Source organism: Methylobacterium isbiliense (assembly GCF_022179325.1).
Classification (GTDB): domain Bacteria; phylum Pseudomonadota; class Alphaproteobacteria; order Rhizobiales; family Beijerinckiaceae; genus Methylobacterium; species Methylobacterium isbiliense.
In genome coordinates this window covers 1-14920 of the sequence record NZ_BPQQ01000055.1, presented here as the reverse complement: position 1 = coordinate 14920, position 14920 = coordinate 1, and the positions used below count along the sequence as shown (strand labels likewise).

The window sequence follows — 14920 nt, the reverse complement described above, 5'->3', positions numbered from 1 at the left end:
AAGGCCCTAGCTGGCGGACGACCCCGCCCGGCCTCACTCCTCGGCGCAGGTGGCGTCCGCCGTCCCGCGGCGCTCGGGCGCACCCGACCACGCCACGGGGGCCGGCGGCAGGCCGAGGTCGAAGCAGGGGCGGCCCGCCAGCGCGTTCGCGATCACGGCGCTGCGCCACGCCATCAGGCTCAGCTGCGGCTCGGCGATGCCGTGGCTGGTCAGGCCGGCATTGAGCACGAAGATCCGGTGGTGGTCCGGCCCGTCCCAGCGGGCCGTGAAATCCGCCGCGAGCAGCGGGCGCCCGTCCCCGTCGAGGGCGAGCCGGTGCCGGAGCGGCGCGAGGCAGTCGGGCAGGGCGTAGCGGTAGCCGGTGGCGAGGACGACCACCTCCGGATGCAGGAAGGCGAGGCTCCCGTCGAAGCCGTTGCGCATCACGAGGCGCAGGCGCCCGCCCGCCGCGTCGGCGTCGAGCACCTCGCGGTGGGGGTAGAGCCCCACGCCCGGCCCCTCCGGCTCCAGGTGGCGCAGGGCGTAGAGCCGGCGGTAGAGCGCCTGCAGGGTCTCGGCCGAGATGCCGTCCCCGGCGAGTTGCTGGCGCGCCACGACGGCCCGCCGGCGCGCCTCCGGCAGGTCGCGGAAGCGCTCCACGTAGGCGGGCGTGAACAGCTCGTTGGTGAAGGGCGAGGCGTCGAGGGGCAGGAAGTTCGGGCGCCGGCTGATCCAGTCGACCTGCGCGGGTGCGTCGCGCCCCCGCCCGAGGAAATCGAGGACGATCTCGGCCCCGCTCTGGCCGCCGCCCACCACCGCCACGCGCAGCCCGGCCGTGCGGTCGAGCGCGAAGGCGGCCTCGGCCGCGTGGAACTGGCGCGCCGCCGGAAGCTTCGCCGCGAAGGGCGGGCGGTAGGGCTGGAGGCCGACGCCGAGGGCGAGGTTGCGCGCCCGCACGGCCCCTTCGGCCCGCGGCCCGTCGCAGGCCAGCGTGAAGGCGCCGTCTCCGAAGCTCACCTCCCGGATCGCCGTGCCGAAGCGGAGCGAGGGCAGCCGCGCCGCGACCCAGGCGAGGTACTGGGCGAATTCCCGGCGCGGCACCGCCGGGAAGTCGGCGTTCAGGAACTCGTAGAAGCGCTTCTGCGCCACGAGGTAGGCCATGAAGCTCCAGGGGCTCGTCGGGTTCGTGGCCGTGACGAGGTCCTTGAGGAAGGAGGTCTGGAGGCTCACCCCGGGCAGCATCATGCCGGGATGCCAGTCGAAGGCGGGTTTGCGCTCGAAGAAGCGCGCGTCGAGGTCGTCGACCGCGTCGAGCTGCGCCGCGAGGCTGAGGTTGAACGGGCCGATGCCGATGCCGGCGAGGTCCAGCGGAGATCCGGTCATGATGCGCACGCTCCTGCCGTGGCGGCCTGCTCGGCCCGATGGAGGGGGTTGGCGAGGGGGCTGCCCGTCCGCGGGACGGGGCGCTGAGGCGACGCGCCGTAGCCGAGGGCGAGGCGGACGCGGTTGATGCACACCCGCGGCACCGTCGGGGTGAACAGGTCGAACAGCGCGAAGCGCCCGGCGAGGTCGGGATGCGCCGCCTGGTAGCGGCGCAGCGCGGCGGCCAGAACGCCGTAGAAGCGGATCTCCGGCACACCGTCGTGGCGGGCGAGCGCGTCCGAGACGAAGCGCAGCACGCTCGCGAAATGCCCCGTCTGCAGGTGCTGCAGGAGGTGCGCCGCGGGCCGGCGCAGCAGCGTCTCGCGCACGCCCGGCGGCAGGTCGGCGGCCTGCGGAAAATCCTCGTCGACGAGGTCGCAATCGCCCTGGAAGTCCTTGAGCGCCACCCCGGACGGCACCCCGTCGCGCAGCAAAAGCGTGACGTTCTGCCCGTGCGCGATGAAGCCGACGCCGTAGGCGCAGAGGAAGTGGTAGAGCGGCACCGCGACGCGGGCGAACAGCCGCGCGAGCCACGCCTCGGCGTCGAGGCCCGAACGGGCGATCAGCGTGCTGACGAGCGGCCGGCCCGCGGCGTCGCCCTTCGTCAGCGCCCCCAGCATCAGCGCCTGCTCGCCCGGGCCGAGCCGCGCCGCGACGGCGTCGCGCCAGATCACGCCCAGCATCTCCCGGTACTGGTAGGGCGCGTCCGCCACCCGCTCGTAGACGGGATGCGGGTAGAAGGCCCCGGCCCGCTCGCGCAGGATCACGGTGCCGGCGAGGGCCGGATCGCGCGCCGCCCGGTCGGCGAGCCAGCCCGAGAAGGCCGGGCCGATCGCCATGTACTTCCCCGGCACGCCGCGCCACGCGGAGGTGTTGAGGACCGTGAGCGCGAGCTTCACGTCGAGCCGCGCCGCCGGGTCGGCGCTCGACAGCGTGCGCAGCGATTGCTGCGGCAGGTAGGGACCGCCGAAGGGGCCGAGGGGCACGAGGCGCCCGGCCGCGATCTCGCCCGAGAAGTGCAGGGCGATCATCCGGTCCCATTGCCAGGGATGGACGGGCAGCAGCACGAACCGGTCGGGGCTCACCCCCCGGTCGCGGCAGGCCGCGGCGAGGCGCGCGCGCTCGGCCGGATCGAGGGCATCGGCGACGAGCGCCTCCACGTCGAGGCCCGGTTCGAGCGACAGCCGGCAGGCGGCCCGGTCGGCGGCGACCCAGACGAGCCGCATCCCGGCCTGGAATTCCGGGGCGTAGGCCTCGAAATCCGACAGGCCCCAGCCGATGCGGCCCTTGCTCGCCGGTGCCTTCGGGTGCCCGTCGAGGAGCTGCTGCAGCAGCCGGTCGGGCAGGGCGAGGAGATCCGCCCCGCCGAGGCCCCCGCTCGCGCTCGCGATCCGCGCATCGGCCGCGAGCGTGCTGAAGATCTCCTGCAGGTAGGTGCAGAGCGTGTCCGGCGCGATGCCGAGCGGCTCGCGCGCATCGGCGAAGAAGCCCGCCGCATCCCCGGCCTGGACCAGACTCCCGCCGTGCTGCCGCACGAGGCTGTCCGGATCGACAGAGAGGTTGCCCCAGATCCGCCGCACGGCGGTGAAGCGGTAGGCCACGTCGCCGGGCAGGCGCAGCACCCAGCGGCTGGCGGCGGCATCGGTCGGCTCCGGCGCGAACGCCTCCTCGAAGGCGAGTTCGCCGATCGCCTTGGCGATCACCGCCCGGTTGAGGCGCCCCCACAGCGCGGCGCCGGCCGGGACGCCGCCGGGAAGCGGCCCGAGGCTCACAGCGCCACCTCGCGGAAGAACCGCTCGCGCTCGCAGCAGACCAGCGCCGCGCGCTTGTGCGGAAAGTCGAACTCCTTGAGCTTGGTGTAGGCGGTGGTGGCGCAGTAGCTCAGCATCTTGGTGTGCGAGGCGCGCGGCTCGCCCATGATCCGGCGCGTGCGCGGCTCGTCGAGGAAGAGGCAGTGGGTGACGGCGGTGAACCACGCCTGCGTCTTCGGCCGGCCGAGATGGCGCGGATTGCCCACGAGCCCGTGCCAGCCACGGTCGAACTCCTCGGGGTCGTAATGGGGACCGAGGCGGTCCTCCATCGCCCAGTAGAACTCGAAATAGCTGACGGGCTCGTCGTCGAACGAGCCGATCACCCCGTAGAGGTGCGGATCCGCCTCCTGCTCCGCGAGATAGCGGTCGAGCGCCGCCTCGTCCTGCGCGAGTTCCCAGTAGAAGGCGACCCGCGGCTGATTCATCCAGGCGTGGAACCGGGCGAGGTCCCGGCGCCGGTCGATCGCCCGCAGGGACAGGGTGGTCCCGAGATGCGCCAGCCAGCGCCGGTAGATCAGGCCGGCCGGCTGCGGCGGACGCAGGGGCGGCCGCCGGTCGGCCGGTCCGAGGCCGGAGCGCAGCAGCGGGTAGGGGGCCGAGGCCCGGTGCCAGAGCAGGGGCAACTGGTGGAAGGCCGCCCGCTCGACGAGGGCGTCGCCCTCCAGGCGCCCGGTCGCGATCCCGGCGAGCGCAGGGCCGTCGGTGACGCGCAGGCGCCCGGCCCCGGGGCAGCGCTGGAACGCCGCCTCGCAGAGCACCGCGACCAGATCCGCATCGCCCGGCTGCGCCCCGAGGGAGCCGGCGAGGACGAGGCGGACCGTGCCGCCCTCCGCCCTCAGTTCCGCCCCGCCGAGGTGCTCCGCCCCCCGCCGGGCCGAGCCTGCATCCAGCGGCTCGCTTTCGACCGCGATCATCGCCTCCTGCCGGGCCGGCCAGTGCCGGCTCGTCGCCACGGCGACGTCGAGGGGGGCGGCCGGCTCCAGCCTGATCGGCGCCGTCATCTCAGCACCCCGCGATCGGGTTGGCGAGCGGGACGTAGGCGGCGAGCGGGTCGGTGACCTGCGTGTTCTCGTCGATGTTGCGCAAGCAGATCATGAAGTTGCCCTTGCTGTCGAGGGTCCGGCCGGCGAGGAGGTGGTCGAGGCAGGTCCTGTCCCGCAGCGGCTGCGCGGCGATCTCCTCGAGGAACCGGCGCAGCAGGCCGACGAGGTCGCCCTCGGTGGCGAGATCCGCCTGCGCGAGGGCGCCGATGACGGCAAACAGGCTGTTGACCACGAGGTAGTAGCCCATGATGCGGGCGGCCTCGTGCGAGCCGAACAGGTGCCCGGCCTCGAAATCGAGGCCCGGGGCGGCGGCGCGCAACGCCGGCAGGAACTCGCGGACGTAGCCGGTGCCCTGGCAATCGCGGAAGTACACCCGGTCGGGCCAGCCCTCGGACAGGCCGACGACGAGGTTCTGCTGGTGCGCGCCGAAGAGCAGGCCCTCGTCCGCCTGGAGGACGAGGAGGGGCGCGGCCGCGGCGTCGAGGAAGCGCCGGAACCAGCGCGGCGCAACCGCCGCGGGCGCCTCGCCCTCGCGGGCAGCGATGCGCCGGACGAGGCGGGAGAGGCCGCTCTCGCGCCCGTCGGGATCGATCTCGCAGAGCGCCGCGAGCACGCAGGCCGGCGCATCGCCGCCCCGGAAGGGATTGTCGCGCAAAACCACCATGGTCTGCGCGAGCGGGGCGCCGTCGGCGCGCCGCAGCATCAGGAAGGCGGGCTCGCCGAGGACGTGGAAGCGGGGAAACCGCGCGGCGATGCGCTCGCCCACCGTGCCCGCGAGCAGCCGGTCCACCACCAGCCCGCGCTCCCCCTCGGCCGGCTTGATCAGGCGGGCCGAGTTGGTGAGGCGCAGGGACAGCGACACCTTGAGCATGAAGGCCGCCTGCGGCGCGTAGAGGCTGCGCAGGGACGAGGTGGCGGACCAGGGCGCGCCCGCCTCGCCGTGATCGACGACGAGGCCCTCCCGCATCAGCGCCGCGATCTCCGGATCGAGGGCGAGGCGCGCGGCCTGCCAGGGATGCATCGGCAGCAGCACCCGCCCGTCCGCCGCGTCGAGGAGGCGCGCGGGGATGGCCGGATCCTCGGCGGCGAGCGCACGGGTGAGGGCGGCGGCGCTGCGGGTGCGGGAGGCGCCCTGCGCCACGCACCGGGGGACGGCCGACCACCAGCGCAGGGGAAAGCCGCCGCCGTACTCGGGGGCGAAGCGGCGCGCGTCGGCGCGGGTGAACTCGTCCCGGCTGCGCGGCGTCGGATGGACCGCATGGCCGAAGCGCAGGGCCTGCTCGCCTTCGAGGAAGGACGGGTCGCGCTCCGCGAAGACCCCGCCGGACAGGACGCCCTGCGCGAGAAAGCCGGCGGTCTCGTCGAGGCTGTCGAGGACGCGGCGCAGGAAGGTGAGGCCCGCGCCCGCCTGTCCCCCGGCGACCGCCGGCTCGGCCGCCACCATGGCGGCGAATTCGGGCAGGCGGAGGGGCCGTGCGGCCAAGCCCGGGCGCCGCTCGCGCAGCGGCAGGCGGAAGCCATGCAGCCCGACCCGCGACAGGTGCGCGACCTCGACCTCGACCGCGCTGCCGCGCGCCGCCAGCGGAAAGCGCGCCGTGAGCGGCGCGTCCTCGCCCTCGCCGTCGCCTTGGCGATGCAGCGACCAGCCGGTCCATTCGCGCATCAGGCTGTTGAGGAAGGCCCGCGTGGCGACCCGGTCGGCATCGTCATAAGATCGGTCATGCATCATTTCCATCGGCCAAATACTCCACATCCGGCCACGGCGGAGCCTATCTAGCAGATAAAATCTGCGAGTCACGCCAAAAAATACTTTAGTATTGCTCTAGATATAATTCTGAATGCTTGCGGAAGACGGCTCCGGCGGGCTATTCGGCGGCAAGACCGGCGGGAGCGAGGCATGGTGATGGAGAATCCGGCAGCGGAGCGCGGCGCGGCGTGGCGGCTGTCCCTGGCGGTGTCCTGCGTCGGCTTCGGGCAATCGGCGCTGCTGGCCCTCATCCCGGTCGCGAGCGAGCGCACGGGGCTCGGTGGGACGGCGATGGGCGGGCTGGCCTTCCTCGGCGCGCTGGCCTTCCTGGTCGCCGCGCCGCTCTGGGGCGGGCTGGCGGGCGGCCGGCCCCTGCGGCGGCTCTACGCGCTCCTCGGCGGGCTGATGCTGCTCGGCCACGGCCTGTTCGCGGCGGCCCTGTGGAGCGAGGGCGCGGCGGCGCTGGCGCTCCTCGGCCTGTCGCGCCTCGCCTACGCGGCCGGCGCCGCCGGGGTGATGCCGCTGGCGCAGGGCGCCCTGATGGGGCGCACGCCCGAGGCCGCGCGGCCCGCGGCGTTGGGCCGGGTGGGGGCGGGGCTGTCGCTCGGGCGGATCCTCGGCGCGCTGGCGATGCTGGCGGGCGCCGCCGCGCTCGCGGCGCCGCTCCTGCTGCTGCTGGCGAGCCCGCTCCTGCTCATGGCCGCCCCGAACTGGGCGGCGCCGGGCTGCGGCGCGCCGCAGCCGCGGCCCGCGCGCGGCGCGCGACCGCTCCTGGCCGTCGCCTTCGGGGTCGCGTTCGCGCTGGGGCAGATCCAGATCGCGCTCGGCCTCCTGGCGCAGCAGCGCTTCGGCCTCTCGGCCGGTGAGGCCGCGGCCCTGGCGGGCTGGACGCTCGCCCTGGTGGCGCTCGCGGCCATCGCCACGCAGGGGCTCGTGCTGCCCCGGCTCGCGCCGGGCCTCGCCCGCAACCTGCGCCGCGGGCTGGCGATCCTGACGCTGGGGGCCGCCGTCATGGCGCTCAGCCCCGGCCCGGCGCTCCTGATGCTCGGCGGGGTGCTGGCCGGGATCGGCACCGCGCTGGCGACGCCGCACATCGCCGCGTGGCTCGCCGCCCGCACGGCCCCGCAGGCGCAGGGACGCGCCGCCGGCTGGCTCGCCGGCACGCAGGTGATCGGGCAGGGGGCCGGGGGCCTCGCGGGCGGGGCGGCGGTGGCGCTCGCCCCGGCCGCCCCCTTCTGGGCCTGCGCGGCGGTGACGGGGGCGGTGCTCGCGCTCTCGTTCCGCCTGACCGAGGACGAGGCCGGCCCGGACTCCGCCTGAGCGCGCGGCGGTCCCGGCCTCGCCCGGCCGGTCCCTCACCCGGCGGTCTCCCGGGCGGCGTCCCGGCCGGCGCGCCGGAGCAGGCGGACCGTCGCCACGGTGGCGGCGCCCGACAGCAGGGTGGCGAGGCCGAACAGCGCCCCGTAGCCGAACAGGTCGGCGAGCTTGCCCGAGACGAAGGAGCCGACGAGGTAGACGATGAGCTGGGCGCAGGCGAGGATCGTGAAATCGGTGCCCGGCTGCGCCGAGGACGCCACCGCCATGAACAGGCTGTAGAGCGCCACGATCTCCATGTAGCGGATCAGGGTCTGGAACCCCGCCGCGCCGAAGAGCGGCCAGAGACCGACCACGGCGCCGAGCGCATGGGCCGTGAACAGGGCGAAGCAGAGCGTGCGCAGCAGGCCGAGCAGGCCCAGCGTCGCGGCGGTGCCGACGCGGCGCACGAGGAGCGCGGCGATCACCGAGCCGGCGAGCCCCGCCGTCGTCGCCGAGAGGCCCGAGAGGTAGCCGATCCGGTCGAGGGGAACCCCGGCATCGACGAGGTAGGGCCCCTCCATCGCCTTCACGAGGCCCTCGCTCACCCGGTAGGTGAGCGCGACCCACAGGATGCTGTGCACCTCGGGGCGGCGCAGGAAGGCGCGGATCGAGGGGCGCGGGGTGCTCGGCCCGGGCGCCGGGTCGTGCTCGCGCATGGCGAGCGCCGCGGCGAGCGGCAGGAGGGAGAAGGCCGCGAGCGTCAGAAGCATCCCGGCCCAGCCGACATGGTGGTAGAGGACGAGCCCGAGCGTGCCGCCGATCACCACCCCGAAGGCCACGGAGCCGCCCTGGATGGCGTTGCCGATCGCCCGGTCCTCCGGGCGCAGGTGCTTCACGGCGTAGCCGTCCGTGGCGATGTCCTGGGTCGAGATCAGCAGCGAGGCGAGAAAGCCCACCGCCAGGAGGCCGCCGACCTGCGTCGGTCCGAGCGGCACCAGCGCGAGCAGGCAGGCGATCACGCCGATCTGGGTCGTCACGACCCAGCCGGCCCGGTGAGCGCGGGCGAAAGGCCGGATCCGGTCCACCACCGGCGCCCAGAGGAACTTCAGGACGAGCGGCAGGAACAGCAGGCTGAGATAGCCGATCTGGGCGCGCGACACCCCGGCCTCGCGCATGATCGGGGGCAGGGCCGCGGCGATCAGGTAGGAGGGAATCGCCTGCGCGAGGTAGAGCCCGGCGAGCACCGCGAAGAGCCGCAGGCGGCTGGGTGCGGCGGCCGGGGCCGGGCAGGGCGGCGCGGGGCAAGGGGACGCGGGAGAGGGCGGCGCGGGAGAGGGCGGCGCGGAGCGAGACCCCTGCGGCTGCGCGAAGGCGCTCATCGGACCTCCTGGCTGTCGTCCGGGTGCCCGGCGGCCGGCGCCGCGAGGCCGGAAGCCCGTACGGCGAGGAAGCGGCGGGCGCTCGCCTCGTCGGGCGTGACGGCGAGCGGCATCGACCAGAGCTTGCGGAAGGTCTCCTGCATCCGCGGCGTCGCGCCGGGCCGCACCAGGGCGATGGCCCGGCAATCCCGCTCGATGCGGTCGCGGCTGTCCTTGTACCAGAGCGCCTGCGCGCGCTCGCCGGCCTGCGACAGCCGGCCCTCGCCGCCGAAGACCGCGAGCAGCGCGAAGGGGCGCCCGGTGCGCCCGATGGCGTCGAGGGCGCCGAGATAGTCGGGCTCGTCGCGCTCGGCGTAGGGCGGCAGGAAGCGCAGCACGCGCCAGTCGCCCTCGTCCTCCAGGCTCACCATGGTCAGAAGGTCTTCCGGTAGCCGAGCGTCACGGTGCGGCCCCAGGAATAGACCGGCAGGTTGCGCACCGAGGTGGCGGTCGGGTTCTGGATGATCGCGTCGAACAGGTTGTTGACCGCGACATAGGCCTCGCCGCCGTCGACGGGCGCCGACAGGAGGACATTCATCGTGGCGCCGGGCTTGATCCTGTAGCGCGCGCCCGTGAGGTCGATGCGCGCGTCGCGGCCCGAATAGCCCTCGCCCTCGACCCGCAGCTTCACCCCGGCGTCGAACAGGTAGTCGAGCCAGACCGTGCCCCGGTAGGGGGTGGCGATGCGGTTGTTCGGCAGCCAGCTGTCGAGGCGGCCGTCCTTGTTGCTGTCGTAGCGGCCCTCCCGGTAGGTGCCGATCAGGCCGATGCGCGCCTGCTCGGAGAGCGCGTAATCGGCGGTCGCCTCCGTGCCGTAGATGAATTCCTTCTGCTGCGAGATGGTGTTGGTGAGGGGGTCGAAGGTCACGCCCTCGTTCGAGGTGCTGATGAAGCCCGCCAGGGTCGCCCGCCACGGCCCCTCGCCGCCGCGGATGCCGACCTCGTAGTTGTTCACGATCTGCGCCTCGGGGGCGATCTGCTGGAAGCTGACCGTCCGGCGGGCGGCGGGCAGGCAGTTCGGGGTCGCCACCGGGCAGGCATAGGCGGTCGAGAGGCCGGCCCGGCGCGTGTAGGCGCCGACATCCGGCAGGGCGAAGCCCTGCGAGAAGCCCGCATAGACCTCCGCGCTGTCGGTGAGCCGGTAGGTGGCCCCGACGTTGAAGGTCGGCGCCGAGTAGTCGAAGCGGCCGCCCGTCACGGCGATGGCCGGCAGCACGAACGCCTGGTAGCCCAGCGGCGTGCGGGCCGCCACCGCCGCGTAGGCGGCCGGCCGGGTGAAGTCCTGCACGTCGAGGAAGAACGCCTCGTAGCGCATGCCGCCGCGCACCGTGAGGCGGTCGGTGACCGGGACCTGGAGCTGGCCGAAGCCGGCCGCCGTCACCTGCTGGAGCGGCGTGAACACGTCCTGGCCGCTCGTCAGCGTCTGCCGGGTCTTCTCGACGATCACGTCGCTGCCCCAGGTCAGGCGCGCGCCCGGCCACAGCCAGTCGAACGGCGTGTCGACGGTGGCGTTCACCCCGCCGCGGTTGGAGAACAGCGTCGTCTGGTTGTTGCGGCTGGTCGGATCGTTCGGATTGAAGGAATAGTAGACCTGCGAATTGTACGGATAGGAGAACGTGCTGAAATTGAAGCGCTTCTCGATGTCGTTGTAGAAACCGACGACGCTGAGCGAACCGAGCGCGAAATCGCGGTCGAGGTAGCGCAGCTGCAGCGACTTGGTGTCCTCCAGCACGCTCAGGCCCGTATAGGGCTGGGAATAGATCGGCCGGGCGAAGGGCAGCGAGTAGTCGGTGAGGTAGCGGGGCGTCTGGTCGAAGGAGAACCAGTTGAACGACATCTCGACCCGCTTGGCCGCGTCGAAGTCGTAGCCGAGCTTGGCCAGGATGTTGCCGCTGCCGAAGCGGTCGCCGCCGCCCTGGCCCAGCATCGCGTCGGAGGGCAGTTCGCGGCCGGCCCCGTCGTAGGTGCGCCGGCTCATCCGGCCGGTGCCCGTGAAGACGTAGTCGAAGCCGCTCGGCTCGCGGCCCGAGATGGTGGTCGAGAGTTCGGGGGCGAGCGAGGCCCCGACATCGTGCGTGAAGGCGCGCAGCGCCGTGTTGACGGTGGCCCGGGGCGGCCCCGGCTCGGCCCTCTTGGTAATGAAGTTCACGGTGCCGCCCGTGGCCCCCGCGCCGTAGAGGCTGGAGGCGCCCGCCACCAGTTCGATCCGCTCGACCGCGTTGAGGTCGATGAGGGACAGGATGCGCGAGACGTCGCGCAGCGGCGTGTTGAGCGGAACCCCGTCCACCAAGACGAGGAGGTCGCGGCCGCGATAGGTCTCGGAGGCGCCCGACACGGTCTGGTTCGACACCGAGAAGCCCGGCACCAGCCGCGACAGGGCCGCCGAGGCGCTCGGGCTCTGCTTGAGCTGCTCCTCGATCGCCGTCTGCCCGACCACCTGCACGGTCTGGGGGATCTCCGAGATCGACCGTTCCGCGCGCGCCGCCGTGACGGTGATCGTGTCGAGCGCGATCGCGGCGCCGTCCTGCGCGGCCGGCGCCGCGGGGGCCTGCGCCGCAGCCTGCACCGTCGCGGCGATCAGCGCGGTCGTCGAGATCAGGATGGTACGCATCTGTCCGCGCATGTCCCCAAAGGTTCCCCGCACACCCGGAAGCATGGTCCGACGGCCGAAGGCCGCGAACACCGTGTCGATCCGGATCCAAGCCGCAGATTGTAACCGTTATAATGTAATTCTTCTCATCAGCAGCAGAATCTGGTCCACTCTGTGCTGTGTTTATGCTTATGGGCTAGTAGGGTGGGCTCACGACAGCTGTCTAGGACTGGAGCGCCGTGAAAGACGGACTCACACGAAACCCACAGCCGGAGGAGGGCGGCGGGCTGGCTCCGGTCTGGATCCTCGCCGAGGGGCAGCCGCCGCATCGCGCCTGGACGGGAGCGCCGCCGGCGGGCCGGGCCGCCCCCGTCCGTCACGCGCCTGCGGCGGAGGTGCCGTTCCGGGCCGCGGCCTGCCTCCGCCTGGAGCCGGATCTCGGCCTGATGTCCTGCTTCCGCCCCGCCGGGGACGACGTGCCGGTGGCGAGCCCGGTCCTGCCCGGCGGGGCCGTGCTGCTGCGGCCGCATGGCGGCACGATGCGGGTGCGGGCCGGCCGGCGATGCGCCACCGTGACGGACGGGGAGGCGATCCTCGTCTCCGGGCCGGGTCCGGCGAGCCTGCGGCTGTCGGGGACGGCGCGCCTCGACGGGCTGGCGCTGCCGGAAGGCGCCGTCACCCCGGCCATGTCCGAGGCGGCCGCGAGCCTGCGGGTGTTCCACCGGGACAACGCCGCCCTCGCGCTCCTGCACCATTACGGCGCGGCGCTGATGCGCGGGCTCCTGCCGGTGGAGACCGCTCCGCTGCGCGCGCATGCGCTCGCCCATCTGGCGGGGCTCGTCGCCATCCTGTGCGCCGACCCGGCGCCGCTCCCCGACCGCGCTCCGGCGGCCCGCCACGCGGCACGGCTCGGCGCCATCAAGGCCGAGATCGAGCTGCGCCTGGACGACCGGACGATGAGCGCGGCGCGCGTCGCGGCGCTGCACGGGATGAGCCTGCGCTCGCTCCAGAAGCTGTTCGAGGCCGAGGGGCGGACCTTCTCGGACTTCGTCCTGGAGCGCCGGCTCGACCGGGCGCTTCGCCTCCTGCGCTCCCCGGCGCGCCGCGAGCAGGCGATCAGCCAGATCGCCTTCGAGGTCGGATTCGGGGACCTCTCCTACTTCAACCGCACCTTCCGCCGCCGCTACGGGCTCTCGCCGCGCCGCGCGCGGGCGACGCCGGACGCGCCTCCCCAGCCGGGCCAGGGCGCGTAACACCGGCGGTCATTCTCAATGACCGCCGGTTCGGTTCTCGATTTTTCGTCAGATCTTCGATCTGGCATCGAAGAATCGAGATGCCCAACGGCCCGATGCGTCAGCATCTTGGGCCGTTGGCATAAGGGCCCGCGCAGGACGCGGGCGCGATCCCGTCGGCGTGGCGTCGGGGTCCGGCGGGCGGCGCCCGCGAGGCGCCGCGTTACCGCGGCGGCAGCGCCTGGATCAGGCGGATCCGCAGGGAGGCTCCGGGCTCGGCGAGGGTGAAGGCGGCGGCGGGGAAATCCGGCCGGCCGCCGCGCCCGGCTCCGTTGGAGAAGCCGTAGGGCTCGCGCGGGAGGCCGAGCGGCGTGCGGGCGAGGCGCCCGTCGCCGTCGAGGTCCTGGTAGGCGGCCACCGCGTAGAGGCCCGGCGGCACGTCCGAGAAGCCGAAGCCCAGGGCCGGCGCGCTCGCGGGGGCGCTCTCGCCGATGCGGCAGAACTGCTCCGACAGCCCGCCGACGCAGAGCGCCACGAAGACGCGCCCGGTCCCGGGCTGCACGCCCTCGACCGTCACCCTGACGCTCGCCGCGCCGGCCGGGCCGGCGAGCAGGCCGGCGACCAGGAGGACCGGGAGCCTCACGAGGCCTCGCCGGTCGGCGCCACGCTGAAGGGCGCGAGGGCGGGCGGGGCGGTCCGGCGCTCGCGCGCGAGATCCTCGAGCAGGAGCCGCGCGGTGATGCGCGCGCCCTCGTAGATCACCGGCAGGCCCGAGCCCGGATGGGTGCCGCCGCCGACGAGGTAGAGGCCCGGCCCGAAGCGGTTATGGGGCCGGAAGTAGAGCATCTGCCCGAGGTCGTGCGAGAGGTTGAAGGTCGCCCCCTCGTTCACCGCGAACTCGTCCCGCCAGTCGGTCGGGTCGACGATGCGCTCGTAGCGGATGCGCGCCTCGATGTCGGGCAGGCCGAGCAGCTTCAGGCGGTCGAGGACGAGCCGGCGGTAGGCGGGGCGGATCTCGGCCCAGTCGATCCCGGCGCGCAGGTTCGGCACCGGCACCAGCACGTAGAGGCTGGTATGGCCGGGCGGGGCCATGCCGCCGTCGGTGTAGCCGGCGTGCTGCACGTAGAGCGAGGGCTGCATCGGCAGGATGCCGGTGGAGATCTCGTCGATGTTCCGGCGGTAATCCTCGGCGAGCAGGATCGTGTGGTGGCCGAGCGCGGGCGGCATGCCGCCCTCCAGCCCGAGATAGAGCATGAAGGTCGAGCAGGAGAGCCGGGCCTTGTCGAGCTTGGCGTCGCGCCAGCGCGGGCGGTGGCGCTCCGGCACCAGATCGCGGATCACCTTGGCGAAGTCGCCGTTCACCACCACGCTGTCGGCGGCGATGCGCTCACCCCCGGCCTCGACGCCCGCGGCCCGGCCGTCCTCGAACAGCACCCGGTCGACGCTGGTGCCGAGGCGGATGTCGACGCCGAGCCGGCGCGCCAGCCCGGCCATCGCCTCCGAGACCGCCCCGCAGCCGCCCACCGGGTGGTACACCCCGTGCTCGTATTCGAGGAAGCTCAGGATGGTGAACAGGCTCGGGCAGCGGAACGGCGACATCCCGAGATACTTGGTCTGGAACGAGAAGGCGAGGCGGACGCGCGGGTCCTTGAAGTAGCGCTGCAGATCCCGGTCGACGGTGGCGTGCGGGCGCAGCAGCGGCAGGGCGGAGAGCATCGCCGGCGAGACGAGGCTGCGCAGCGTGTCGAAGGGCTGCTCCAGCACCGGCCGGAACGCCTCGAGCTTCGCCCGGTTGTCGGCGAGGTAGCGCTCGACCTGCGCGGCATCCTGCGGCGCGATGCGGGCGATCTCGGCCTTGAGGCGGGCGACGTCCGGGGAGGAGCGGATCTCGCCGCCGCCCTCGAACACGAGGTGGTAGAGCGGGTCGAGCCGCTCCAGCCGGACATGGTCCTCCAGCCGCTCGCCGCAGGAGGCGAAGATGTCCGCCAGGATGCGCGGGTAGAGGAAGAAGGTCGGCCCGATGTCGAACCGGTAGCCGCCCGGGGCCGTCACCGTGCGGGTGCGCCCGCCCACGCAGTCGTCCTTCTCGATCAGCGTGACCTGAACGCCCTCGCGGGCCAGAAGCAGAGCGACCGCGAGCCCGCCCGGGCCCGCTCCGACCACCACCGCATGCCGCCCCGACACCATGCGGTACCCATCCCGCGGTTGAAGCAACGCCGCACTCCTGCACGTCTGGTCCGGTGAACCCGGGTCCTTCCCCTACGGCCTAGTTTTGGGGCTGCGCGCGGGCGCGGCAATTGGCACCCTTTGTCGCGCGCCCCCGCTGCCGGGCGCCCTTGCGCCGGGGAAGGCTTCGTGCGTCTGAGACCGTCTCCGCTTGAT

The 14920-nt window shown here is 73.7% G+C and carries 11 protein-coding genes; 2 read left to right on the top strand and 9 right to left on the bottom strand.

Annotation, left to right across the window (positions count from 1 at the left end):
* Positions 1-33: 33 nt before the first annotated feature.
* From MFF61_RS21790 to MFF61_RS21775, 4 genes are read right to left on the bottom strand one after another with little or no spacing between them, the layout of a single operon-like run.
* A complete protein-coding gene (locus MFF61_RS21790; RefSeq protein WP_238238484.1) occupies positions 34-1362 on the bottom strand; it encodes a lysine N(6)-hydroxylase/L-ornithine N(5)-oxygenase family protein in 1329 nt (442 codons plus the stop codon).
* A complete protein-coding gene (locus MFF61_RS21785) occupies positions 1359-3173 on the bottom strand; it encodes an IucA/IucC family protein (RefSeq protein ID WP_238238482.1) in 1815 nt (604 codons plus the stop codon). Before MFF61_RS21785 ends, MFF61_RS21790 begins: the two co-directional genes overlap by 4 nt.
* Entirely contained in the window at positions 3170-4213 is a 1044-nt protein-coding gene (locus MFF61_RS21780) for a GNAT family N-acetyltransferase (RefSeq protein ID WP_238238480.1), read from the bottom strand. The genes MFF61_RS21785 and MFF61_RS21780 overlap by 4 nt, the downstream gene beginning before the upstream one ends.
* A gap of 1 nt (position 4214) precedes the next feature.
* On the bottom strand, positions 4215-5981 hold the full coding sequence (locus MFF61_RS21775) for an IucA/IucC family protein (RefSeq protein WP_238238478.1): 1767 nt from the start codon (positions 5979-5981) through the stop codon (positions 4215-4217).
* 171 nt (positions 5982-6152) lie between these two features.
* Between MFF61_RS21775 and MFF61_RS21770 the strand changes: the two genes are divergently transcribed.
* The gene (locus MFF61_RS21770; RefSeq protein WP_238238467.1) at positions 6153-7322 is read left to right on the top strand and encodes an MFS transporter; all 1170 of its coding nucleotides are present in this window, start codon (positions 6153-6155) and stop codon (positions 7320-7322) included.
* Between the two features lie 35 nt (positions 7323-7357).
* Here MFF61_RS21770 and MFF61_RS21765 read toward each other — a convergent pair whose 3' ends face one another.
* From MFF61_RS21765 to MFF61_RS21755, 3 genes are read right to left on the bottom strand one after another with little or no spacing between them, the layout of a single operon-like run.
* Positions 7358-8677 (bottom strand): MFS transporter, encoded by a 1320-nt coding sequence (locus MFF61_RS21765; RefSeq protein ID WP_238238465.1) that lies wholly within the window; start codon positions 8675-8677, stop codon positions 7358-7360.
* Positions 8674-9087, bottom strand: coding sequence for a hypothetical protein (locus MFF61_RS21760; RefSeq protein WP_238238462.1), 414 nt, complete (start codon positions 9085-9087; stop codon positions 8674-8676). The genes MFF61_RS21765 and MFF61_RS21760 overlap by 4 nt, the downstream gene beginning before the upstream one ends.
* 2 nt (positions 9088-9089) lie before the next feature.
* Positions 9090-11327 (bottom strand): TonB-dependent receptor, encoded by a 2238-nt coding sequence (locus MFF61_RS21755; RefSeq protein WP_238238459.1) that lies wholly within the window; start codon positions 11325-11327, stop codon positions 9090-9092.
* A 218-nt stretch (positions 11328-11545) separates the two neighbouring features.
* Between MFF61_RS21755 and MFF61_RS21750 the strand changes: the two genes are divergently transcribed.
* Positions 11546-12559, top strand: coding sequence for an AraC family transcriptional regulator (locus MFF61_RS21750; RefSeq protein ID WP_238238457.1), 1014 nt, complete (start codon positions 11546-11548; stop codon positions 12557-12559).
* Positions 12560-12761: 202 nt separating this feature from the next.
* On the opposite strand, the gene MFF61_RS21745 is transcribed toward MFF61_RS21750, so the two are convergent.
* Complete coding sequence (locus MFF61_RS21745; protein ID WP_238238454.1) at positions 12762-13181, bottom strand: DUF2141 domain-containing protein; 420 nt, start codon at positions 13179-13181, stop codon at positions 12762-12764.
* Positions 13178-14752, bottom strand: a complete 1575-nt coding sequence (gene crtI / locus MFF61_RS21740; protein WP_238238452.1) for a phytoene desaturase family protein — start codon at positions 14750-14752, stop codon at positions 13178-13180. The genes MFF61_RS21745 and crtI overlap by 4 nt, the downstream gene beginning before the upstream one ends.
* Between the last annotated feature and the right edge of the window lie 168 nt (positions 14753-14920).

Coding starts and splice junctions, on each gene's coding strand:
- MFF61_RS21790 (WP_238238484.1), bottom strand. CDS start 1,362: ATGACCGGATCTCCGCTGGACCTCGCCGGCATCGGCATCGGCCCGTTC.
- MFF61_RS21780 (WP_238238480.1), bottom strand. CDS start 4,213: ATGACGGCGCCGATCAGGCTGGAGCCGGCCGCCCCCCTCGACGTCGCC.
- MFF61_RS21775 (WP_238238478.1), bottom strand. CDS start 5,981: ATGCATGACCGATCTTATGACGATGCCGACCGGGTCGCCACGCGGGCC.
- MFF61_RS21770 (WP_238238467.1), top strand. CDS start 6,153: ATGGTGATGGAGAATCCGGCAGCGGAGCGCGGCGCGGCGTGGCGGCTG.
- MFF61_RS21765 (WP_238238465.1), bottom strand. CDS start 8,677: ATGAGCGCCTTCGCGCAGCCGCAGGGGTCTCGCTCCGCGCCGCCCTCT.
- MFF61_RS21760 (WP_238238462.1), bottom strand. CDS start 9,087: ATGGTGAGCCTGGAGGACGAGGGCGACTGGCGCGTGCTGCGCTTCCTG.
- MFF61_RS21755 (WP_238238459.1), bottom strand. CDS start 11,327: ATGCGTACCATCCTGATCTCGACGACCGCGCTGATCGCCGCGACGGTG.